The organism is Paenibacillus sp. JNUCC32 (assembly GCF_014863545.1).
Classification (GTDB): Bacteria; Bacillota; Bacilli; order Paenibacillales; family Paenibacillaceae; genus Paenibacillus_AQ; species Paenibacillus_AQ lautus_A.
In genome coordinates this window covers 1,660,375-1,684,434 of record NZ_CP062260.1, presented here as the reverse complement: position 1 = coordinate 1,684,434, position 24,060 = coordinate 1,660,375, and the positions used below count along the sequence as shown (strand labels likewise).

Here is a 24,060-nt window from a genome sequence, read left to right as displayed (position 1 = left end):
TGCACACAGGGAGCAGTGCGCACGATGTACAAAACGATTGCAAAAGAAAAGACAGCTGCATGGATGCGGCTGTCTTTTAAATTCGTAAAAAATTTACGGCTATTTATTTGCTTGTCTTCCACGTTAGCGCAGGTCTCGTCAAAGAATAAACGGCACAAACCAGGGACACGATGACGATCCCCCCGCCGACCCAGGCCGTGCTGGCTACGGTGCCTCCCTGCTCTAACACGAGGCCTCCAATGGCAGAGCCCAATGCAATGCCGATTTGCAGCGCGGAATTGTTAAAACTTTGCTGGATATCGGACGAACCCGGATCCACTTGAATCAGATAATTCTGCAGAGGCGGAGCCAGGCTCCAGCTCAATGCCCCCCATATCATCATCACGACTAAAAACACGCCAATCGAAAATGTGGATAATGGAAGCACGAACAATACCAGCATGAATGACGTAATGATGATCACGATGCTCTTATGCGATCCGAGCCGATCCGCAAGCGCCCCGCCGAACGCCCCGCCGCCGACGGCGGATAGTCCGAACAGGAAGTAACAGATGCTGATCCAATAAGGACTCAGCCCAAGCTCCGATTCAAGAAACGGCGTGAAGTACGCATATATGGTGTAATGTCCTGCAAGCATGAACAAGGTGGCCAGATGCGCACCGGCGATTTTCATCTTGCCCAGCGCCTTGATCTGAACGGATAACGGCGTAACATTTTCAGGCTTGATCCGGTCCAGGAACATATAGATCAAAATCATGGAACCGATCGACAGGAAGCCGATACCCAGGAACAACACCCGCCATCCGAAAGCCTCGCTGATCAGGATGCCGAGCGGCACGCCTAGCACCAATGACGAACTAATCCCCATATAGATAACGCCCAAGGCTTTAGCGCGATGTGCAGGCTCAACCACCTTGGCGGTAATCGTCAAAGATAACACGATAATCAATGCCGTACTCATCGCGGTTAAGATTCTGGCTGCCATGAGCAGCGTAAAGTTCGGACTTACATAAGCCAGCAAGTTACCAATAAAGAAAATAAACAAGGAAATCATATAGAGTCGTTTGCGCTCCACTCTTGCCGTCAGCGCAAGAAGCACCGGTCCCGCTATCGCATAGACCAGGGCGAACACGGTAATCAGCTGACCCGCCGTACCGAGTGAAATATGCAAGTCGTCCGCAATGAGCGGCAGTATCCCGCCAACAATAAGTTCAACCAGCCCGACGGATATCGTCGAAATCGCTAGAATTAATACTTTCAGATTCATCTGGAATGAAATCCCCTTTCTTCGATGTCATGTTTATAATCAACAAAAAAATCCTGATTACAAAAAATGACAAACATTTTCTGTAATCAGGATTTTACGGTTCCTGGTAGAGACCCTCAGACCATATTAATGAGGTTATACATTCAAATAAAATATTCAGTTGCGCAACAATCGTTGATTAATTTATCACATCCGTTACGAAAGATCAACCTCCCATGCAGGATTCCAGCAAATCTCCCACAAATGTCCGTCCGGATCGAGAAAATGACCGGAATAGCCTCCCCAGAAGGTGTCTTGTGCCGGTACGGTTACGGTAGCGCCCGCTCTACTGGCTTGCTCCATCACCTCATCCACTTCTTCCTTGCTGCCGACGTTGTGGCCGATCGTGAATTCCGAAGAACTCGGGGACGATAAGGGAACATTCGCTTCAACCGACAGATCCTTGCGATTCCATATCGCCAGCTTCACACCGGCTTGCAAGTCAAAAAATGCTACAGCCCCATGCTCGAATTCAGTGCCAATGATTCCTTCGGTCGGGAGCCCGAGCCCGTCACGATAAAACTTCAGGGACCGTTCCAGGTCATCAACGCCAATCGTAAGTACGGATATGCTTGCTCTCATTTTACATTACCTCCTGTAAATCATCATTGTTACTTATACCCCATTGTCGTTCAACACCGGAATGAAAGATTGTAAAAAACGGACAAACCTTGCCGCCGCCAAGCATACAAAATTTATGGTTGAAAAGCCTGCTTCGGCGACATGCCGTATAAGCGTTTGAAGGTGTTAATAAAATGAGGCTGATCATAATATCCGTATTGGGCAGCGATTTCAGGAAACCGGTTAGGCTTGGAACGGCGCATCTCCTGCAGCAAATTCTGGAATCGTATGATGTCCGTCATTTCCTTCGGCTTCATGCCCAATTCCTTCTGAAACGTTCTTCTTATGTTTCTCTCGCTGTAATTCATTTTTTCGGCCAGGGCATGAATCGTTATTCTCCCCTTGGAGGCGTATAAATGCTGCATGCCTTGCTCCACCAGCGGCTCAGAACGTATGTTACTCCGTCTTAACGCGTTGAATAAAAACGTCTCAATCAGCTCGATGCGCCGGGCGGAGTCAAGAGCTGTCACCATTTCTTCGTTCAAGTGATTCACCTCTGCCCCCCACGCTTCATCCAAGAGGACGGGACCCTCCCGAAATTCGGAAGCGGGAAATTGGATGAACGGACGAACGGTTTCCGCAAAGAAGCGAATACCAAACAGAGACTGCTCCTGCGTGAGTATCGCCGCTTCATAACGGGACATCAGGCCCGTAACGAAACCGGAAGCCGAGGCGGTCCGTGCCTTCAAATTAAATATGATATCCACGCAGCCGTCGGGAAGGATGCGATGGAGCGGAGCTTGAATGGACGTGACTCGGTATTCCAAGCTCCAATAACAGGCTACATATGGCATCAATGGCTGGCACGGCCTATATTCCGTATAGGCATAATCTGAAACAGGAGATTGAATCTCTATGGCCGGTGCTTGTACAGGCATAAAATTCCGCAATGCGCTCACCCTTAATTATGCTTGAATTAACAAACAACTTGATAAGAAAGAAAAAATGTAGTCTTAGCGTCTATCAATCATGCTGTCCTGCTCGTATCTGCAGGTTCATAATTTGCCCGTCTCGCGACGTAATGTAAACCTTCCAATCCCCCGTTACTCCACGCCCGTCATGCATGGCGAATGTCCGGGTTCCCTCCGTGCGGGCTTTGACATCTGCGTATCCGAATTCCTCCGTTCCCCGGTAGACCTTCAGCATCACGTGGCTCGTGCTGTTCTTGTTATGAACCTTAACGGTTAATTTGCTGCCCTGCTCCGGCATGGTGGTAAACGTGTTTTCGTACGCATTGACGCCCTGGTACTTATCCAAGTCTATATATTGCACCTTAAAAGGCGTGTTGCTGTCAGCACCATCAACTTCCTCTATGTACGGTGCCTGATAATGAACGAGTTCGCCCGCACTCTGAGGGAACAGCGTCAGCGCCAGAAACATGGCGAAGCCGACTCCAAGCCATTTCATTTAGGGCGAAACACCTCCAATAAATTTCCCTATGCGCACCGCCGCCTCGCGCAGAGCTTCCTCTTCCTGCACCAGCGCGATTCGCACGTATCCTTCACCTTCAGAGCCAAAAGCATCTCCTGGTATAACCGCCACGCCTGTATTCAACAGCAATTCGCGGGCGAACCGCCGCGAACTCCATGCTTCCTGGCGAAAAGCTTCTGGCATCCGAGCCCATAGAAACATCGTGGCCAGCGGTTTAGGAACGTCCCACCCCGCTTCGGCCAGGGAAGCTGCGAGGACATCACGGCGTTGTTCATACAGCGAAGCAACACCGCGTTCTTCGTGGGAAGCAGCCATGGCTTGACGCAAGGCATGGACCGCCGCCGTCTGAACCGGCTTGAACACGCCGAAATCGATGTTGCTTTTGTATTCCCGCAGCGCGCCGACAGCTTCCTCATGACCGGCAAGAAAACCGATGCGACAGCCTGCCATATTAAAGCTTTTGGAGAAGGAGTGAAATTCCACGGCTATGTCGATGGCGCCTGGAGCCTGCAGTACGCTTATCGGGCGATAACCGTCAAAGCCCATTTCGGAATAGGCCAGGTCATGGACGATGAGCACGTCCCATTTTTTCGCCAAACCGACCAGCTTTTCAAAAAAAGCAAGATCGGCCTGAACCGCAATCGGATTCCCCGGAAAATTCAGCAGGATGAAGGTTGCTTTCATCCAAATCTCGTCCGGTATGCTGTCCAGATCGGGCACGAACCCCCGCTCTTCTTTCAGTGGCAAATACCAAGGCGTTACCCCTGCGATCGCAAGGGCTCCGGCATAAATCGGATATCCCGGATTCGGCACAATAGCCAAATCCCCCGGATTGCATATGGCTTGAGCCAAATGCGATAATCCGTCCTGAGAGCCCATTAAGGCCAGTATTTCCGTATCTGGATCGACGTTCACGCCAAAGCGGTGCTTCATCCATGCTGCCGACTGCTCTCGGAATTCCATGGTTCCTCTGGTGCCCGGATATGTATAGTTATCTTCTTTTAGCGCTTCTTGGCTCAGGATCTCGCGTATATCGTCAGAAGGACCACGGTCAGGACTGCCAATACTCAAATCGATGATATGTCTTCCCGCCTGGGCAGCTTCTTGTTTCCATTCGCTGACCTCGGCAAATATCGAAGAACCGATCTGTGATAATTTGTCTGCACGCCATGATCGCTTAGAAGTTTGATTCGGCATGGTATCCACCCACTCCACTTTTTTTTCCTACATTATAGCATGAAGCCGGCTTTAGCTTCTCTTGGAATTCCGATCTGGGGCTTGACTTGAAAAGCCTTTCATATCGTAAGATCGAACCATACAAAAAGAGAAACCAGGAGAAGAGACAACCATGACCAGATTGAGAGAAACCATTTTTATTATCGCGTTTACGTTTGCAGCCTTTGTGCTGGGTACCACCGAATACGTCATTGTTGGATTATTGAAGGACATTAGCGCAACTCTCAGCATTTCGCTTGCGGCTGCAGGTGTCCTCGTATCCTGCTTTGCTATCGCTTATGCGCTCGGAACGCCTTTTGCAGTGACGCTGCTCGGACGCATTCCACGGCATGTTACCATCCTGTCAGCGTACATTGCGGTGTTGGTGTTTAATTACTTGACCATCTTCGCCACCACGTATCCTGTCATGCTGTTCATTCGCATCATCACCGCCATTCTGTGCGGATTGACCTTGTCGCTGGCCATTGCCGCAACCAGTGAGCATATGAGCGCTTCCCGCAGGGCTGGCGCGGTTGCCTGGATCATTGGAGGTTTTTCCATAGCGAATGTCCTGGGCGTTCCCGTCGGGACGCAGATCGGCCAAATGGCTGGATGGCAAACCGCTTTTATCGTTACTTCACTTGTGGGGATCATCCCGCTTGCGTTCATGTTGGCCGTTATGCCCAAGAGCAATACGATTAGCGTAAGCTCCATGAAGCAGCAATTTGCCTTATTCAAAAACCAACGGATTCGTCTTGCGTTCTTCATTCCGGTTTTCGGCGTAGGCTCCGTATTTATCGTATACACGTACATCACGCCGCTGTTTGAGAACGTGCTGGGGATTCCGCAGCAATGGATCAGCACCGTCCTGCTGGCTTACGGCGCTTTCACGATTCTAAGCAACTGGCTTGGCGCCAAGGTAGCGCAAGGCAATTCCCGGGTTAAATTGAAAGTGATTTTCACCATCCAAGCGATGATTATGACGGCTCTGGCTCTCACCCTATCGCTCCCGTGGATGGCATTAGCATCCTTGATGCTGGTCGCCTGCTTCTCCTTTGCGCTCAGTACCGCCGTTCAGTTATACCTGATTGACTTGGCAGATGAATCTTCGCCCGGCTCCAAGGACTTCGCTTCCACGCTCATGCCGGTTGCATCGAACATGGGAATTGCGCTCGGCTCCCTTCTGGGCAGCCTGGTCGTGGACAGCATTGGCCTGGCCTACCTGCCGTGGGCCGCAGTTGCATTCGCTATGGGAGCTTTTGTCATAACTTCCCGCTGCCATCAGCTCGACCAAGAGCAATCGGAGTTAACGCTCCTGACATCGGTTAAAGCTTCATAGAACTATTTTAATCCTTCTCATTTTAGGTGAGAGGGATTTTTTTGAACGGCGGAAATCGGTCATTCTCGCTATAACAGATACCTTATCACTAAAATTGTACAGTAAACTCGTATTCATTCGATAGTCAACTAATCCAAAGCCTATTTGGAATTCAAAAAGCTTACCCGTTATGTAACGGTGTAAGCTTTTTGTTATCCTGTCATTCAGTTCGGCAGGAATCGGCATGAGTCCAATATCATGCCGATTCCGATTCCAGCAAATAGCGGATCCTCTGTCCATACAATCTCCCTATTCGGCTGATTTCACCAATATAGGGGTTGCGTCGCATTACCAATTCCCTAATTAGGATAACGCCATAGATACAGCTTTGTTAAACCCCATGGATTTGTGATATTAACGGACACTGGTTCCGCTATTCCATTGTTTTTACCTATTTCATGGCATTATGCGGACAAGAGTTCCGCTATTGTCGGATTTAGCGTGGATTCGTCCGTGATTATGGTGCAATAACGGATCCTGTGTCCGCTTGATCACCATAATAGGCCCATTTCGGCGAAATAGCGGATCCTCTGTCCTCATGAGCTCCATTTCGGTGAAATAACGAATCCTCTGTCCTCATCGACTCCATTTGGGGCAATTTCCAGCAAGTAGCTGGGCCTTCTTTTGTGTACATGTGTCCAATTACAGGCCCATTCTAGCAGATAGAGATTCCTCTACTTCGATATGTGAGGTTAACGGACACTGGTTCCGCTATTCCATTGTTTTTACCTATTTCATGGCATTATGCGGACAAGAGATCCGCTATTGTCGGATTTAGCGTGGATTCGTCCGTGATTATGGTGCAATAACGGATCCTGTGTCCGCTTGATCACCATAATAGGCCCATTTCGGCGTAATAGCGGATCCTCTGTCCTCATGAGCTCCATTTCGGCGTAATAACGAATCCTCTGTCCTCATGAACTCCATTTCGGTGAAATAACGAATCCTCTGTCCTCATCGACTCCATTTGGGGCAATTTCCAGCAAGTAGCTGGGCCTTCTTTTGTGTACATGTGTCCAATTACAGGCCCATTCTAGCAGATAGAGATTCCTCTACTTCGATATGTGAGGTTAACGGACACTGGTTCCGCTATTCCATTGTTTTCACCTATTTCATGGCATTATGCGGACAAGAGATCCGCTATTGTTGGATTTAGCGTGGATTCTTCCGTGATTATGGTGCAATAACGGATCTTGTGTCCGCTTGATCACCATAATAGGCCCATTTCGGCGTAATAACGGATCCTCTGTCCTCATGAGCTCCATTTGGGGCATTTTCCAGCAAGTAGCTGGGCCTCTTCAATAAGCATGAGTCCAATATCGTACCAATACCAGTAAATAGCGAATCCTCTATCCACACAATCTCCCTATTCGGCTGATTTCACCAATATAGGGGTTGCGACGTATTACCGACTCACCCATTAGCTGTCCTCACAATCACCATAACAGTCTCACTCCAGCAGGCAGCGGTGCCCCCTCATTCTACATCTGCCCACTTAGTCTACATGTATCCAATTATAGGACCATTCCAGCATATAGCGAGCCTCCGCATCGTCCAACTGCTCGATCGTTCCCCTGCTTAAGCTGCCATCTCCCGGCATGCCTTCGCACATCTGAAGCAGGCTTCCGCACATTCCTGACAGTGCTTAGCATCATGCTTCTTGCACTCGTTTCCGCAAGCTTCACAAACATCGGCACAGATCCTGCATATTTCTCTGGCATACATGCTGTTCGTGGACATGGCCTGAGCCGCAAAATTACATATATCCGCACACTGTCGATCCAATCGTATGCATTCCTTCATCATCGCAACATCCTGTTCCTCCAAACATGCGGTGTAACAATGGTTACAAGCTACCATACAGCGCAAGCATTCCTCGATGCATTTTTGAAATGATTCGTGTGACATACAACATTCTCCTTTCGGTCTTAGCAATTATAGGATTACCTTGTACCAAGGTTGTATGTTATTAACCAAAACTTGTGAAGATTCTATGAGGATTTTTTGGAGCATCGAGTTGTCGAGCTTAAAGGTGTGACTAGATTAGATAAAAAAAGACGACTGCGCAGCAGCCGTCTCTCCTTTTTCATGATGCCATGAATGCACCATTTCCCGTTCGAGTTGGGCATTCATCGAACATCCCATTATTTTAGCCAGTCCTCACAGGAATCCGCCATTTTTTGCAAAGCTTGAAAGAACATGCTGGCATGGTAACCATCACACACCGCATGGTGCACCTGCATTGAAACCGGCAGCAGCATGCGCCCTCCCTGCTCGGCGTATTTGCCGCCCGTGATGATCGGCAGCAAATATTCTTTATCATGGGCAATATTCAGGTTGAACCCGCTAAACCTTGCCCAGGGGATCATGGATATGGGAAACGTATTGGGCGGTGGATTCTCCTTAACGAAGATCCCTTTGACATCCCGATAACGTTCCATGTCCTGCTCATATAGATCATGGAATCGATCAAAATCGTTCGCAAATTCAGTCCATAAGCTGGAGAAGGTATGATCATCCTTGTGAAAAAAAGTATAACTTGGCGTCATGGAATCCCAGTACCCCAGTTGTCCCTCTGGGCTATACGAGGTTTTGAATTCTGCGCGTTCATTGACAACCCGGGTCACCATGTAAATAAAAGCCGGGTAAAGCTTATACCCCCGAATCTTCAGTGCTTGAAGCAACAGCGTGATATCCGTGTCGACAGTCATGCTGTAGGTGCATTGATTTACGTTTGTGTAATGCTCGAAATAAGGGAGTCTGTTCCACCGCTCGATATCAATGGTATGGAAATTCATTTATTTGCCCTCCTAAAATAAAATCGTTCTATTTCAGGAGGGTACATCCACCGCTTTAACCACAAGCCATCACTCCAAAGTTTTATATATCCGTCAGCAAGCTCAACGATTACATCTAAAATCCCGTATGACTTTCACGCTATCATAGAAAAAGGCCGTGTTGAACGCTCATATTGTGTTGTGTCCCTATTATAAATCATCACGCTCTTAAAAAATAGAGAATGACAATCCATGCTCCCGCCTGCTTATGTACCTTTGAACTCAACTCAGCGCGTCTCGTCGACGGGATACGCTCTAAAGAAAAGGCTTCGCTCCTCAAGCAGAAGCTCAAGTCGCAAAGCCTTTATCCTTCCAATCTTAATGAATCACTTCCGGCAATTGGGTAAACAGCAGGTTTACCGGCAAATTGCTTCCCGGCGCAGCCGTCAGCATGATTTCAACCTTTTGCTCAAAATCGCCTGTACGGTAGAGAACCGCTTGCTCTCCTGGGGATACCTGGCCCAAGGAATAAATCGGTACGATCGTTCCGTTCATCATGGCATAACCCGAGTACTTGCCGCCCCGCGGGTTAAACGAGATCAGGGTATTCGGCGCTACGCGATCCAGCGTGATTTTATACAGGACCCCGAAGTTGCCGGTATTGTGCGTAATGTCGCCAACCATTGGATCCATGCCTTGCAGGTTAGGGTCATCCTGGTTGTCTCCAAGAACGAGACGCTGGGATTCTGCCCCCACCAGCTCGGAATAACGGATGATCCGCGTCGAATCCGGATAGGTGCCGCGGTTATGAACGCCATCGCGATCCAGGATCGGCAGCGTGCTCAGCACCTTCAACGGATCGGATTTTTCGTCAATCATTACGACGTCGAACTGGATCGGCAGGTCGCTATACATATCCGAGTACAGGGAAATGACATGCCCCTGCTTCATTCGAATCTCGCTCAGCTCCGTCATGACCAGCTTCTGTTCGCCAGGTGCAAGCGTTACGGAAGTTCGCTTCGAATCGTCCTGCATGGATTGGAAATAATTCAGCACGGACTTTTTGCCTGCTGCCGTCGCGATCGGCGATGGACCTGCAAATCCCAGGTAATCTTGTCTGAGCGTTACCGGGGTACTGTTCTTGTTAGTTGCAATCACGTACATCTTCACGTTTTTGTTCAGATTGTTCACGTGGTGAATCATGAAGCGCATGTCGCCTACCGCTGTCTCTTGATACACGATGCCCTCGCTGTTTACGGTTTCCGGGCTGTTACTGCGGATCAGCGTGCTTGGCTCGTCGTAAAAATCATAATTGATCTTCGGACGCGAAGTGACATTGCCGAGGAACGAGAATTTCTCTCCTTCCGGAATGAACAGCATATTGAAGTCGTCTTGCTCATACAACGTCTCGTTCGTTACGTTGATGGTCGTCTCGTAGGAGGAGCTAAGTCCCTTCTTATCGGTGACGGTCAACTTGATGGTATACACGCCAGGCGAGAAGAAGGCATACTCTTTGTTCTCCCACTTGTACGTCAGGTCCTCGTTCTTATCTTGGTCGTCGTAGCTTTGATCCGTATAGGTGATCAGCTCGCCCATTTTATATTCCATCTTGTCGGTCTCGAACATGGCTACAGGCGGAAGGTTCGGCTGAACGACCGTAATCGTTTGGCTGTATGGTTCACTCCAAGCTCCCGTCGAATCCTGAACCGAGTAAGTGACTATGTATTGACCTGGCGCATCAAATATATCTTGCTTGCCTTCCCAACGCTCGTCGATGATTTCACCTTGTACATTCTCAACCTGAGGTGTATAGGTAACTGTAGTCTGCCCTGCAAAGATCTCTTTAGGTCCTACCGTAAACTTGGCAACCGGCTTGCTTTCCAGACTCATGATGACGCGCTTGCCAACATTGTCCACTTTATATTGAATGTCCAGCGCTTGCGTGATGGCTGTCAGCGGAACCATGAAGGTGCTCTTGGTTTGGTAAGAGGTGCCTTTCATAGTTTTGGTTACGCCGTTGACGGTATACTTGCTGCTGTCCGTTTTGAAGCGGAGCTCATTGCTTCCTTTAGTGATAATCGTTTCTTTGGTCTTCTTATCGTAAGTGACCTTGAAGCCTACACGATCCACAAGGGCACGGATGGGAACATAGGATACTCCCTTCTTGACTTGCATCGGCTGCGGTGCATTGTAGGTAACGCCGTCTTGAACCATCTTCGTGCTATTAAAATAAAGAATAAGTTCCTTGCCCGTCACGGATGGCGTGTTATTCTGGTTATCCTGCCCTACCGTAGTCGTTCCCGGATCTTGGACTTCACCGGACTCCTCCACCGGCACTTCGGTCGTTCCTGTTTCGGTTGTACCTGTTTCAGTGGTTCCTGCTTCATCCGGCGCTTGAGTTCCTTCTGTCTCTGTCGTATCGGATGTCTCTTGAGCAGCGCCTGAAGCGTTTGTACCCCCGGATTTTAGTGATTTCGTTGCCGCTGAATTTTGCTCATACACTTCTTGGGTGACTGACGGTTGCGTTTGGTCTGCGGCATTGGCATCCGCGCTCGCCGGATAAGCTGCGGCCAATTGGGCAACAGCCAATACGGTTAGCAATGATCGTTTCTTCAGTTTCATTCCATAACTCCTTCTAATCCTTTTTGATATTTTAATGAGGTCATACTATTAGACGTAAATTTTGGTAAAAAAGTTTCTCTGAACTGCGAATAATATTTAAGATGATGTAGAACTTTGTTAAAAACCTATAAAAAATCCCGAAACAGCATCAACGCTGAAACGGGACTTATTGGTCACACGATAGAATTCATATAAATGTTCCTAGATTTCATAAATCCATTAACCTTCCTAAGGTTCCGATTCATCATCATTTTGGAATATACAATATAGGCATTGTAATCAACCGAGCTCATTGTTCGACGTTCAAATGCTCCTGCAAATTCGTAGCCGCAATAACCTTTCTCCCGCTTGCCGGGTCATATTTCCACAGATGAAGACCCGTATCTCCTGTCGGGACATGAATGTCGGTATGATAAGGAAGATTCAAGAAGCTCCGAAATAACATCGAGATCATCCCGCCGTGAGAAACAATGCAGACGCTTTTCAACTCGGGTTCGTTATCGAAGGTAGTAAACAGCTTGGACATGAATTGCTTGGCCCTTGCTCTGAGCTGCACTTCAGATTCTCCGCCTTTAATGGCATCATGCCGCTTCCTTCCGCCCAGGGGCAGAGGGTACTTTATCAATGCCTCTTCCCTTAACATACCCGCGATAACCCCATTATTTTGCTCCATCAAATCAGGATCATAGGTAACGGGTACTTTTGTCGTTTCGGCGATCATGATAGCGGTCTGCTTGGCCCGCTGAAGCGTGCTGGAAAAAATCGCATCCAACGCATATGCATGATGAATCCAATCCGCCAGCAGTCGTGCTTGCTGTTGACCGAGGTCTGTTAAAGCATAATCCGCCCATCCTTCACACCGATTCAGAATATCCGCTTCCGACTGTCCATGTCTGACGACTAGAATTTCAACCATATGCAGTCCCTCACTTACATCCTTCAGTGATTATTGTTTGTTGCCAACGGCGATCCAGCGCCCGTCCACATCCTCAAACACAAGCTCATGATTGTTATAATCCGTTATGGTTAACGGTCTGACAATCTTCACGTTCAATTCCATGAGCTCCTGCTCGATCTCTTGTAGTCCATACGCAACAAAATAGGCATCGTACCCGTAACCGTAACGGATTCGATTCGGCACGACCTCCACGTCTGTCATCGTTAATACGATTTCAATGGAATCCCTGTATAAGCACACATGCGGTTCGTCTGCATCAAGATAGTTCACGGCACGGAACCCGATTTCTTCATAAAACTGACTTGTCCTCTTGATATCAGATGTCGGAAAGATTTGCAGGCAATGGGAAAACCCTGTACCCATGGTTCTATCTCCTTATCTCCTGTTCTAGCCCTCTTCATAACGACTAAACTGCTTATCCTTCATTTCCCGTATATCCCGGATCGCTCATGTGACCGGATCTTCTCCCGGTTCCACAGAAATTGACGCAATGCCAAACAGATGAAGAATCGCTAAGTAGAATGGGTAAAGCGCCAATCCCGCTATGGCAATGAGTCCTGTTACAGGGCTGGGTTTGTCGGCCGGATTCGTGATCGGGAACCATGCAGCCGTAATGTAAACCAGCATCATGAAATAGGGAATCCATAAAATTAGAGCAAAAAAACTTGCTTTGCGACCGTTTAACCAATATCGGACCAGCTTCGGAACCCCCCAACCCGACAGAATGAATCCAGCAACGCAATAGACTAAGGTCAGCGCATTCACGTGATCCAGGTCCCACCCTGTCAATCTGCCAATCCGGTACACGTTGACCATCAGTTCAATCCCGGCAAAAGGGAACAGCGCATACAAAGCAGCCGCCATATTTAATCGAATGATGAAGTTCATATCCACTCTCCTTGCACGCATTCAACTGTAACCGATATGCGGCAGGCCGCTTTATGAAATCAGCTCTTTAATCAAATACAAATTCAGATCATCATCCGCGCATACCATGTCGCCCGGCACCACAGGTTCGTTGTTGTACATGATCCCGTTGCCGTCCGGAATATAACCGCGCCGTACATAGATTCTTTGAGCCGCTCCATAGTCCCTGTATAATCCCACCCCGATGCCGATACGCGGCAGTTTCTTGCTCACGATGATCTCGAATTCTTCTATGATCCGATTGGCGATCCCGTTTTTTCGATACTCGGGAAACACGTTCAGATCATTGATTTCCGGAATGTTCTGATCCCGAAAATACGGATAAGCCGACTCATATTTCAAATGCGATACGCCGGCCAGCTCACCCTGTACAAAAGCCAACAACGTGATGCGTATGCCGATTTGGTTTTCAAATTCACAACGATCATAATACTCATCCGAGCGTTGTATTTTTTGCTGTTCAAATGCATCTTTCCAAATACGTTTAAGGTCTGCGTTATCCAAAACTTTCAATGTAATGTCCATAGGGTTACCTCGCTGTTATGTATTGGTATGGTGAGTACCGTCAGCCTCTATTTTAATGCTTTTCCTTAACTTGGTAAATCATTCCGAAGCAATTGATGCATGAAATCAAAACGGCCAAGACGAATGTCCCGGCCGCTGCCCGATTTTTACCACAAATAACCCTGTTGCTAAGCAAAAAACTCGGTCTCTGCTACTTTCTGGCCGACATCAGCATAAACATCGGACGGTGACCTTCTTCCTCCCATTCGGGATGTGCCGCCAATTGTGCCTCAGAAGGACCCCAGTCCTCAACATGAGTTATGGTAAAGCCAAGCCCGATCAACATATTGAGATAGGTGCCCATCGTCCGATGCTGCTTAATTACGCCTTCGGCAAGCCAATTCGTTGTACGCGGTCCTTCTTGCTGGTAATGATCAACCGGCCAAGTTTGATGCCCGCTGGGATGCTGAATCCATTCGGGACGGCTTGAAGCCGTGTATATCGGATGCTCGACGGAGCATACCAGGCTTCCGCCGGGCTTAAGTGAACGGTGCACTTCCTTTAAGAGGCCCTGCAAGTTTTCAATATAATGAAAAGCGAGCGAGCTATACACCAGATCATACTTTTCAGAATCCAGCTCCAACGTCTCCAGATCCGCTTTGATATAGCTAATGTTGGAGTCCTGCGTTTCGGCCTTCCCCCGTTCCAGCATATTCTCGGACACGTCAACTCCGATCACTTTCTCGGCGCCGCCATGCTCCCTCGCCCATCGGCTGAACCAGCCGAACCCGCAGCCTAAATCAAGAACGCTGGCACCGCTCAGATCCGGCAGCATCGATCGCAGCGTCTCCCACTCGGGAGCGCCGTCCAAGCCATGAACGGAACGACTTAATTGGCTGTAACCCTGAAAGAATCCTTCATCATCATAAATGTTTTGCGTCATCACCGTTATAGCACTTCCTTCGTCTAGAATATCTCTCCTAAACTTACTTTCTTCATGCGTGGTTCTCAAGTTTATGTTTGTTTCTGCCTTAAACAGGATCAAACACCCATAAAAAAGCGATATCTGAAGATCGCCACCGATCCTTCAAATATCGCTGCATTCTAACTTTTCCTTCGTTCGGCCCGAATAATTCTTCGTATCGATTGCTCCGTTAAATAATAACGTTCAGACAAGGTACGAATGGAATCACCCTTCATATGACACTTGAAAATGTTCCGATTCCGCTCGTCCAGATCTCGCTTGGCTCCGGTTTGTTCTCCCCAGCCCTTGCGGTTCTCCGACTTTCTGGGAATATAAATATAACTTCCATCAATATACTGCTGAATGGTTTTGATTACGTGTTCCGGCAAAATATGTTGTGCTTTTTCGTATTTCATACCCCTTGCCCCTATCTACATGGAATCGTGTAAATAGTGAGCAAAGCCTGCACAAATATAACAGCGGCTAATTCATGTTGGAAGTAGGCTCCGAACAATTTCTCTGCCCGTTATTTCCGTGCAGCTTTGCCCGGAGCCTGATTTAACCACTTGAACGGTCGTGCTCCTAACGTGAGCCATCATCATTTTCACCTCGCCCGATTGGATGATACAAAGTTCGTTCGCTTCCCTCTATTGTAACAAATTCGATTTCCTTTGTGTCAGGTTCGAATAACGAGATGACGAGTTCTCCCGATCCCACACCTACCCAGCAACCTAGTAGACAAACGAATGTAAAAAAGCTTACTGGGCCGTTAAAATCAGAGGTCCATCCTTCGTGATAGCGATCGTATGCTCATATTGCGCCGACAGCTTGCCGTCGGCCGTTCTCGCCGTCCACTGATCGTCGTCGATCGTGATGCGGAACGTACCTTCGTTGATCATCGGTTCAATCGTAAACACCATGCCTTCCTTTAACCGAATGCCTTTGCCGGCTACGCCGACATGCTCGTAGTTCGGCTCCTCGTGCAGGCTCCGTCCGATCCCGTGCGCCAGCAGATCGCGCACGACCGAGAACCCGTTCGCTTCCGCATGCTGTTGAATCGCCGACGTTATATCGCCAAGCCGGCCCCCGGGGAGTGCCCGGGCGATCCCCAGATCCAGGCATTCCTTTGCCACCTTCATTATGTTTCGCGCCTCCGGCCGGATATTGCCCACTGGATAGCACCAGCACGAATCGCCGAACCATCCGCCGTATTCCACGACGATGTCGAGCTTCAGCAGGTCCCCATCCATCAGCGCCCGGTTCGAAGGAATGCCGTGGGCCACCACATCGTTGACCGATGTGCAGGTTTCGGCGGGGAAACCGTTGTACCCTTTCGTAAACTGCTTGCCGCCCAGCTTGGTGATGTGTCTGGCAACAAAGTCATTGATCTCCCGGGTGGTGATCCCGGGCTCGATCAGTTTGGCCACCTCGCGGTAGCAGTCCGCAACGATTTGGCTCGCCGGCTTCATCTCTTCGATTTCCTTAGGTGATTTTAAAATGATCATCTATGTTTATTCGCTCCTTATCAGCTCTATAGTTTTAAAAACCGCACGATATCCATGGCCTCCTCGTGCAGCTTTCCGCGGCGAAGCGAGAGCGAGGCGCAGCCGACCAAGGCGGCCAGCAGCATTTCCGCGCGCTGCAGCCGATACGGCGGCTCCGCCGCGTTTGCGCCGGAAGCGGCAGCCTCGTTCGCCGCCCGCCCGGTTTCCAGCAGCGCGGCAAGCGGCACAAGCACCTCTCGGCGAAAGGCGGTCGTAAGCGGGGCCGAGCGCGCTTCAGGCAGCGCGGCAAAGCCCTCACCGGCCAGCTTATGCAGCAGGAATAGGGCGTGATCCTCCGCCCAAAGCTGCAGCAGCCGGACGCCGGCGGCGGCGACGGGGCCAAGCTCAGCGGCAGCAGCCGTTTCGAGGCTTGCGCTGCGGGGATCCGCGGCAGCCGAATTGCCGATGTCAGCCGCCGCAGCCAAGCCGAAAGGCCAGCCCACAGGCGCCTCTCCCGAAGCAGATGCGCGCGGGATCTCTGGCGGGACCTCCCGTTGAGCATCCGGCGAGACCTTCGGAGGGACATTCAGCGGGACCTCCAGCCATTTCCCGGCCCGCTCCAATGCGTCCCACAGCAGATCGTGAAGCAAATCGCCCTTATTGCTGTAATAATGGTATACCGTTCCATAGCCGAGTTCCGCCTGCGCAGCCACATCGCGGATTTCCAGTAAAGGCCCTTTATTCAAAAACACATCGGCAGCGGCTTTACGGATTTGCGCCAGACGCCGCAGCCGGATCTCTTCGTTTTGTTCCTTCGTCCGTGGAGTCATCTCGTCCGTTCACCTCTTTTGTTTTTTGACCTACTCTTATGTCAATATAAAACATCAGCTTGCGAATAACAAGAGTATAGCTGGAGGATTTGCGGTTCAGCCTAGAAATCGGTGCTTGACCACAGGTTAACCTTAAACGCGCGGACCTGTTTAGAACATTGCTGCGCTAACGTTTCTCATGGCCTTAATCGGTTCCAAAACTCAAATCATGGTCACCAACAACCATTAGATATTTCCCCTCTTTTACGCACCCGCATACACTCTTCCGGCCAAGCACCGATTGATCGTTTCGGGCCGGAAATCCAGCTAATCCCCAGGCTGAGGCTAAAGCACGTTTTATTTCAGAATCTTAATACTAGGACCTTTCTCCTCTTTTAAACGTTCATTCCGGCCGGCGGACACCGAGCATGGTATACTCTTCCCAACCATTCAATGATTAAGGAGCCTGTACCGTGCTAAAAGAACGTATTGACTACTTGTGCAAGAAGAAAGGAATATCCCGCAAAGAGCTGGTTGAAGGATTCGTGACCACTGCCCACTTTGCGAACATCCTTGCCGAACGATATCCATTGCCCGAAGACCTTGCCGGGCATCTGGCGCAGCGCCTTCAAGTGTCTCCTTCCTACTTGGTGAAGGCAGGTAACACCGATCAAGATACGCTGGAGACCGCAAATCGCATTTTTGAAGAGCTTTCCCAAGCGGCTTCGCTTCTATCAGAAGAGCGTATCCACGATCTTCCGGATCGCCATGACTGTTTAACGGTGGAGCTCACCGTAGCTTTGATGAAAGCCGTTTATTACCAACAAGTGAATGATGCGGTATCCCATGATTACCTGCACCAGAACTATCTGAATTTTTACCTCGAGAAGTATGGGCGCCCCGATGAAGCCGAGCTCCCGCTGCCTGCGAAAAAAGCGATGCTTTTCTACAAAATCCAATTCTACCGGTCCAAGAACCGTTATCATGAGGCTTTAAGCCACGCGAACCGGTTAAGCGAATATGTGCGGGAAGGGACCGATTTATGGCTGACCACGCAAAACTTCAAGATGGAGGCCAGCATTTTTTTGAAGTTATACGACCAGGCCAAGCAGGTGTTTGAAGGAACGATGCGACGGGTTTATGAAGAACGGCTATTTCACCGCTTGACCGATCTGTACATCGCTTACAGCGGTTATTGTTACTCGATGGGATTGTATCAGGAAGCGCTAGTCACCCTGTCGATGGCGGAAGCCAATCTGGTGTATGCGGTAAACCAGGGGAATATGTTATCCACCATCATGAACAACCGGATCATCATGCTGACGATGCAGGGAGAGCATGAAAAAGCGGAGGAAGAAATCCGGCGCTTTGCGGAACTTCTCGAACGGGAATCGGCGGAGGTACGGGAGCAATTCCGTCCGATCCTATTGATTTACCGCTGCGAGTCGGCTGCGGCTCAAAAGCAATGGGGGCTATTAACCCAGTACATGCAAGAGTTCCAATCGTTGGAGCTGACAACGGATCAAGAGATGTCCGCATTTTTTTATCAATGCCAGCTCGCCTTGGCTCATGGACACCATGAAGAATTTATGGAATATGCCCTGAAATGCCTGCCGTATTACGAATCCGCTCAGCTCACCATGCGACTAGAATCCTTATATGAAGCATTGGCGGCCGTATCGGAGGAATCAAGGAAGTACAAGGAGTCGACCGTCTATTATAAAAAGCTGGTCTACCTGCTTCGAAACAAATAATTCATGCGTTAGAAGGTCGAAACGACCAACTTCATTCGCAAAACTTTCATCATGACTTACCGTTCATTGGCTTTGCAACCGAATCAACTTGATTGAACCCTATGAATACCGCAAAAGTTTTTCCGAAACGATGAGGTTCATCCCATCATATTGCCCGAAGTTTTGTTTCCTTGCGAAACCATTGTCGCCACAGCTCACCGAGGCTAACATTGAATTATAAATAATTCATCTAAGCGAGGTGCTCGATTATGGGATGGTTTAGCAAAAAGAAAAGTCCGCAGGATGCGCTGGAGAAAGCAGATCAAATGATGAACAAAGGTTTGACGGGTATGATGATGAAGGGTTTAGTGCCGAAAGAACATCGACACGCCATCAATCAAAGTCTGGAGCAAGCGAAACAGGCACAGATGGCAGCGACAGGCGCCCTTTCGTTAACGGCGACCGCCAACGTACGATCCATACGGGATACCGGAAAGCTGATCAATTTCGATCCCGTCGTCATCCTAGAACTGGATGTCACCGAGAACGGAGGAAAGCAATATACCAAAACGCTGGAAACGCTCGTATCGAAACTGCAAATTCCGAGAGCCGGTGATACCATCGGCCTCGCTCAGCATCCAGCCAATCCATCGGAACTGGTCTATATGGGGCTGATAAGCTGAATGCGCCACGTAAAAAGGACCTGAATCAGGTCCTTTTTGTTGTTATATGCCTGCAGCTTCCTGCAATTTTTCGTTCAACATTCGGAAGGCTTCGTGAATGCTCTCTTTTGGCGTCTTGCCGTACCTCTCCCCGATGTTGACTTCCGAGTAACACTGATCTTCCCCTGCCTCGTTCAGATAAGCGACCAATCCGACCCCCGTCGCACGGTACACATCAATCAGGATCGGTTCCAGCTGTTCCTTGTCCATTTCAAAGTACACATGGAACATATTCGATACGGGCACGGCAGGCTTCGTCTTCACGCCTCGGCACTGGCCGAACATCGCTGCTAGCTCTTTGGCTTCTTCGTAATACCGGCCCATGCTGCCTATTCTTTCCGCATAATAATAATATGAGCTGATAATATACGGGTAAAGACTGACCAGATCGCCGCCATGCCGTCTCTTCCACACTTTGGACTTTGCCGTGAAATCGGTCCCGCCGGCCAGAATGGCGCCGGCAATCCCGCCGATGCCTTTATAGAAAGATACATACACGCTGTCAAAAAGAGCACAGATTTCTGCAGCCGTTTTCTGATAATACGGTGTAATCTCGAACAATCTTGCCCCGTCCAGATGCAGCTTGATGCCTTGAGTACGGCAATAGGCCGAAATGGCCTCCAACTCCGCGTAATCAGGCAGCTGCCCTCCGATTTCACGCTGCGGCAATTCCAGAAGCAGACATGCAATGTCACGATCCAAACCCAGCACGTCCTCAAGCGTAATCAAACGCTCCTGATCGCCAAGCAGAATCGGCTCGATATGATGCAGCTCTTTAAGCCCGTCCTCCTCGTGAATCTCCAAATGGCAAAGCGGGTGATACGCCACTCGCTTCAGATCCGCATCATCGCACCAGATCCGCAAAGCAATCTGCTGCGCCATCGTTCCGCTGGGAAAGAATACCGCCGATTCCTTACCCAGAACCTCTGCCATTCGCGTCTGAAACTCTTCGATGATGGCGCCCTTGCCGTATGTATCCCCCATCTGCGACCCATCCGCGCTGCGAAATGCCTCGAGCAGAACTTCAACATTCCTGCGGCTATGGCCAATCAATGGGTATGCTGTTTCGCCGTAAGCCTCGCCAAGCGATTTCCGCTGTTCTCCCATGTCGCAATAACTCCCCTTGTTCCATCGATTTTGAGCCTATTCTCTTTACATTGAATGAACCACCCTTTAAGCATACTAGATAAATGAGCAAGTGAAAAATAATTTGGATGACCTAACTTTTCGGAAAAACTTGACAACAGGAGCAGTCTGAAATAACATTGTATATGAGCATATGTTCATATTAAAATTTAATTGGCTTTTTTGAATCATTCGTTCAACATTCTTAGGGTTTATCTGAAGGGAGTTTTCGATTATGCACCATCACAACCACCAGCACGGTCATGACCACAGTCACCATGATCACGCCCGCTCAGGGAATAAGAAAGGTCTTGCCATCGCCCTGATCATCACGCTCGGCATTATGATTCTAGAATTTGTGGGAGGCTTGCTTACCAACAGTCTGGCCCTGTTATCCGATTCCGGCCATATGCTAAGCGATGCCAGCGCTTTGCTGCTCAGTCTGGTCGCTTTATGGTTTGCCGCAAGGCCCTCATCGCCGAACAAGACCTACGGCTTTTACCGTTTCGAAATACTGGCAGCACTATTGAATGGCGTCGCCCTGTTTGTCATCGCCGGCTTTATCGTCTGGGAGGCGATTCAACGCTTTGATGACCCGCCGGCCGTTGCCAGCGGCAGCATGATGCTCATTGCATCCATCGGCTTGTTGGCTAATCTTTTGAGTGCATGGTCCTTGATGCGGATGGGCGACGTGAAGAACAATGTGAACCTGCGAAGCGCCTACCTCCATGTCATCGGCGATGCGCTTGGCTCCGTAGGTGCTATTGTCGCCGGGATTCTCATGATTGCATTTGGATGGTATATTGCAGATCCTATGATTTCCATTCTGGTTTCGATCCTGATCCTGAAAAGCGCCTGGAGAATTATACAGAATACCGTTCATATCCTGATGGAGGGTGCACCTGCAGCGATTAACCCTGATGAGGTAACGAAATCCCTGCTGTCCATTCCGGGAGTCACGGGCATCCATGATCTCCATATTTGGACGATTACGTCCAATTTCGACTCCTTGAGCTGCCATCTTGTCGTGAAAGATGACGTGACTGGTTATGAGATCCTTCAACAAGCGATTGATCTTCTGGAAAGTCGATTCCACATTGAGCATTCAACCATCCAGATTGAGAACAGCGCCATCGCTCATAAAGAATATAAAGTGTGATCTGGTTCCTGCGGTAGTCCTTCCGTTCATGAAAAGGGGAAATCCGGCTGCCGAGGTTTACACTTTTTACAAGCTCGGTTGACCTCCATAATGAGACTATCAAGACATTCTACGTAAGTTACCGCGAAATCCTGAATGTCTGATAGGGAGGTTGCCATGAATAACGATATATATACGCTGGAGAAGCTAAATGAATATCGGCAAGCACATTGGGACGAACTGGATCGTCAAGGAAGATTCATTATTCATGATGAGATCGGCGTTGGTGAATCGGAGTCAAATGCGAGGAATCGTCGACTTATCGATAAGCTTTACGGGTTCTTTCGAAAGCGGAGATCACGAAAAACCCATTCAAAATCCTTATAAGCCAAAAGAGCAAGCGCGGTTGTACGCGCTTGCTCTTTTTTACGGGAATCACGCCCGCCAGATCTGCTTAAAATCCAGCCATCCCAGATTATTAATGACGACTCCCTTGTAAGAAGGATGCAAACTTGCGAAGAATCTCGTATGAATCAGGAATGATACATGCGCTTCTTCCCGCAGCCTCTCCTCGATGTTCGATAAAATGCTCAACCGCTCCTCGCACCGTTCGCTGGCAAGCGCGTCATCGATGCATTCTTTTACCCAATCCTGCAGGGACGGATCCAGGAACTCTTTGACAATGCTGCCCTCCTGCTCGTAATTCTCGATGATGCATACTTCTTCGCCCGGAAGAACTAGGCCGTGCAAAATGCAGTCCATACTATTCACCACGTCGGGATGCAGCATGGTATCCATACGTATCTCCCGGATCATCAATGAAATCCCAACGGAAGCACACTGATTCTGGATCCATTCGGCATCCTTGATATGATTGGCCAGCGTTGCCATGATGACGGGGGAACCGTCGTAACCCGACTGCCTCAACAGCGACTTGGCGAACTCGGGATCATAACGGTCTTTGCGGTAAGGCGCTTGTTCATCCATAATGAACCCTCTGGCCGGATAAAGACGATTGTCGCCCAGCTCCCGGATCATCTCCGAACGGTTCAGGATCAGATTGAATGCGCGGCGAAATTCGACGGATTGAAACGGCCCCTGTTTTTTCATATTCCATGTAATCAAAGTCGTGCAGCCTTCGGAGGATTCTATGATATCCACAGCATGATGGTCGCCGCCATGACCGAATTGCTCCGAATCCTGCAGCAGCCGCTCCCAACTGACGTTGCAGTGCTCGGCATCTTCCGGCATCATAATGATTTGGATGCTGTCCAAATGCGGCCGCCCTTGATAATAGTGGGCATTCGCATGAATGGTCAGCCTTTCCTCGGTCCATTCCTCCACCTGAAAGGGCCCCGTTCCGACAGGAAGCCTCCAGAACTGTTCTTCATCCTGAATCAGCAGATGTTTAGGCACGATGGACATGCATATGGAACTGAGAAACCGGATGAAAATCCGATTCGGCTTATTCAGGATAAAATGGACCTCGCGGGGCGACACCGCCTCTACGCTGTGAAGTTCTCGCACGATCCAAGCATTCCGTCGATCCTGACCCAAGCGCTCCACCGTGAATTTCACGTCCTCTGCCGTTAATTCCTTGCCGTCATGGAACAGAATCCCTTTACGAAGATGAAACGTCCAGCTCGTTCCATCCTCGCTGCTCTCCCAATGATGCGCAATCACAGGCATGTATTGATCCTTTGCTTTATCGTATACCACCAATCGATCGAATATTTGCTGGATCATATGAGCTTGAAAACTGTAATAGCACTCGGCGGGGTCCAAGGTTTCGATCAGCCGATAAACCGGCAGCCGCAGCGAGTCCCTGGCTTCTTCCTCCCCTTCCTTCATCTCCTTGCAAAAGCCAAAATGCCCGTTCATCCACTCCACGTAGGAGTCGTTGGTCCGAATGCCTTGTCCGTAGGTACGAAGCAGCTCAAAGGCTTGCTTGTATTCCCCTTTTTCCGCGAGCTGCTGTGCCGCTTCCTGAAGCAGCTCTGCTTGATCCGCTTGAAAGGTCAGCTTGGACCGGTTTCCTCGCCCGCGTCCGGCTTTCCACAGAATCCAGCCCTTCTCTTCGAGCTTGCGCAAAACGAGCTTCGCGTTGCGCGACGTGCAATAAAGCGTGTCGGCAATCTGCTCAAGCGTCACTTCCGTAGCGGTATGGACTGGAGCGTTAACAGCAAGCTTCCGGTGCAGCATGAAAAATTGTTCGTACAGCATTGCGATCCGCTCCCCCCTTGGTAATATCCAATACGTTTATTCTACTTGGAGATCGTTTCGAGCGCGAGTACCTTTTCGGTAGAAATCCATTATATTCAAAAAAGAACGGCTCCATTCCCCCTA

At 49.3% G+C, this 24,060-nt stretch carries 22 protein-coding genes and 1 riboswitch; of the genes, 4 read left to right on the top strand and 18 right to left on the bottom strand.

Going from position 1 to position 24,060, the window contains the following annotated elements; translation table 11 throughout:
* Window positions 1-103: 103 nt before the first annotated feature.
* From JNUCC32_RS07780 to JNUCC32_RS07760, 5 genes are all read right to left on the bottom strand, one after another.
* The gene (locus JNUCC32_RS07780) at window positions 104-1,267 is read right to left on the bottom strand and encodes an MFS transporter (protein ID WP_192571566.1); all 1,164 of its coding nucleotides are present in this window, start codon (window positions 1,265-1,267) and stop codon (window positions 104-106) included.
* A gap of 63 nt (window positions 1,268-1,330) precedes the next feature.
* Window positions 1,331-1,430: riboswitch (purine riboswitch) on the bottom strand.
* Window positions 1,431-1,462: 32 nt separating this feature from the next.
* Window positions 1,463-1,888, bottom strand: coding sequence for a VOC family protein (locus tag JNUCC32_RS07775; protein WP_009593736.1), 426 nt, complete (start codon window positions 1,886-1,888; stop codon window positions 1,463-1,465).
* A gap of 113 nt (window positions 1,889-2,001) precedes the next feature.
* Window positions 2,002-2,694, bottom strand: a complete 693-nt coding sequence (locus JNUCC32_RS07770) for a helix-turn-helix transcriptional regulator (RefSeq protein ID WP_228468894.1) — start codon at window positions 2,692-2,694, stop codon at window positions 2,002-2,004.
* A 196-nt stretch (window positions 2,695-2,890) separates the two neighbouring features.
* Window positions 2,891-3,334, bottom strand: coding sequence for a hypothetical protein (locus JNUCC32_RS07765; RefSeq protein ID WP_192571565.1), 444 nt, complete (start codon window positions 3,332-3,334; stop codon window positions 2,891-2,893).
* Complete coding sequence (locus JNUCC32_RS07760; RefSeq protein WP_228468893.1) at window positions 3,335-4,555, bottom strand: aminotransferase class I/II-fold pyridoxal phosphate-dependent enzyme; 1,221 nt, start codon at window positions 4,553-4,555, stop codon at window positions 3,335-3,337.
* A 151-nt stretch (window positions 4,556-4,706) separates the two neighbouring features.
* Here JNUCC32_RS07760 and JNUCC32_RS07755 point away from each other — a divergent pair, with 151 nt between their 5' ends.
* Entirely contained in the window at window positions 4,707-5,912 is a 1,206-nt protein-coding gene (locus JNUCC32_RS07755) for an MFS transporter (RefSeq protein ID WP_192571563.1), read from the top strand.
* Window positions 5,913-7,529: 1,617 nt separating this feature from the next.
* Here the strand turns inward: JNUCC32_RS07755 and JNUCC32_RS07750 are convergent.
* From JNUCC32_RS07750 to JNUCC32_RS07700, 11 genes are all read right to left on the bottom strand, one after another.
* Window positions 7,530-7,859, bottom strand: coding sequence for a four-helix bundle copper-binding protein (locus JNUCC32_RS07750; RefSeq protein ID WP_015735831.1), 330 nt, complete (start codon window positions 7,857-7,859; stop codon window positions 7,530-7,532).
* Between the two features lie 236 nt (window positions 7,860-8,095).
* The gene (catA, locus tag JNUCC32_RS07745) at window positions 8,096-8,749 is read right to left on the bottom strand and encodes a type A chloramphenicol O-acetyltransferase (protein ID WP_192571562.1); all 654 of its coding nucleotides are present in this window, start codon (window positions 8,747-8,749) and stop codon (window positions 8,096-8,098) included.
* Between the two features lie 357 nt (window positions 8,750-9,106).
* Window positions 9,107-11,350: a stalk domain-containing protein gene (locus JNUCC32_RS07740; RefSeq protein WP_192571561.1), complete on the bottom strand. Its 2,244-nt coding sequence runs from the start codon at window positions 11,348-11,350 to the stop codon at window positions 9,107-9,109.
* Between the two features lie 289 nt (window positions 11,351-11,639).
* Entirely contained in the window at window positions 11,640-12,266 is a 627-nt protein-coding gene (locus JNUCC32_RS07735) for a histidine phosphatase family protein (RefSeq protein ID WP_192571560.1), read from the bottom strand.
* 30 nt (window positions 12,267-12,296) lie between these two features.
* Window positions 12,297-12,671, bottom strand: a complete 375-nt coding sequence (locus JNUCC32_RS07730) for a VOC family protein (RefSeq protein ID WP_192571559.1) — start codon at window positions 12,669-12,671, stop codon at window positions 12,297-12,299.
* 84 nt (window positions 12,672-12,755) lie between these two features.
* Window positions 12,756-13,196: a hypothetical protein gene (locus tag JNUCC32_RS07725; RefSeq protein ID WP_192571558.1), complete on the bottom strand. Its 441-nt coding sequence runs from the start codon at window positions 13,194-13,196 to the stop codon at window positions 12,756-12,758.
* Between the two features lie 51 nt (window positions 13,197-13,247).
* Entirely contained in the window at window positions 13,248-13,760 is a 513-nt protein-coding gene (locus JNUCC32_RS07720; protein ID WP_096774138.1) for a GNAT family N-acetyltransferase, read from the bottom strand.
* A 190-nt stretch (window positions 13,761-13,950) separates the two neighbouring features.
* Window positions 13,951-14,682 (bottom strand): class I SAM-dependent methyltransferase, encoded by a 732-nt coding sequence (locus JNUCC32_RS07715; RefSeq protein ID WP_192572615.1) that lies wholly within the window; start codon window positions 14,680-14,682, stop codon window positions 13,951-13,953.
* 161 nt (window positions 14,683-14,843) lie between these two features.
* Window positions 14,844-15,119, bottom strand: coding sequence for a CD3324 family protein (locus tag JNUCC32_RS07710; protein ID WP_015735839.1), 276 nt, complete (start codon window positions 15,117-15,119; stop codon window positions 14,844-14,846).
* Window positions 15,120-15,461: 342 nt separating this feature from the next.
* Entirely contained in the window at window positions 15,462-16,208 is a 747-nt protein-coding gene (gene map / locus JNUCC32_RS07705) for a type I methionyl aminopeptidase (protein WP_096774140.1), read from the bottom strand.
* A gap of 26 nt (window positions 16,209-16,234) precedes the next feature.
* Complete coding sequence (locus JNUCC32_RS07700) at window positions 16,235-17,017, bottom strand: TetR/AcrR family transcriptional regulator (RefSeq protein WP_192571557.1); 783 nt, start codon at window positions 17,015-17,017, stop codon at window positions 16,235-16,237.
* Between the two features lie 452 nt (window positions 17,018-17,469).
* Between JNUCC32_RS07700 and JNUCC32_RS07695 the strand changes: the two genes are divergently transcribed.
* Window positions 17,470-18,750 carry an XRE family transcriptional regulator gene (locus JNUCC32_RS07695; RefSeq protein WP_192571556.1) on the top strand — a complete coding sequence of 427 codons (1,281 nt, stop codon included), beginning with the start codon at window positions 17,470-17,472 and terminating at the stop codon, window positions 18,748-18,750.
* Window positions 18,751-18,998: 248 nt separating this feature from the next.
* Complete coding sequence (locus JNUCC32_RS07690) at window positions 18,999-19,412, top strand: hypothetical protein (protein WP_096774143.1); 414 nt, start codon at window positions 18,999-19,001, stop codon at window positions 19,410-19,412.
* Window positions 19,413-19,454: 42 nt separating this feature from the next.
* Here JNUCC32_RS07690 and JNUCC32_RS07685 read toward each other — a convergent pair whose 3' ends face one another.
* Window positions 19,455-20,558 carry a threonine aldolase family protein gene (locus JNUCC32_RS07685; RefSeq protein ID WP_192571555.1) on the bottom strand — a complete coding sequence of 368 codons (1,104 nt, stop codon included), beginning with the start codon at window positions 20,556-20,558 and terminating at the stop codon, window positions 19,455-19,457.
* Window positions 20,559-20,811: 253 nt separating this feature from the next.
* Here JNUCC32_RS07685 and JNUCC32_RS07680 point away from each other — a divergent pair, with 253 nt between their 5' ends.
* Entirely contained in the window at window positions 20,812-21,735 is a 924-nt protein-coding gene (locus JNUCC32_RS07680; protein ID WP_192571554.1) for a cation diffusion facilitator family transporter, read from the top strand.
* Between the two features lie 414 nt (window positions 21,736-22,149).
* On the opposite strand, the gene JNUCC32_RS07675 is transcribed toward JNUCC32_RS07680, so the two are convergent.
* Window positions 22,150-23,937: an ABC transporter substrate-binding protein gene (locus tag JNUCC32_RS07675; protein ID WP_192571553.1), complete on the bottom strand. Its 1,788-nt coding sequence runs from the start codon at window positions 23,935-23,937 to the stop codon at window positions 22,150-22,152.
* Between the last annotated feature and the right edge of the window lie 123 nt (window positions 23,938-24,060).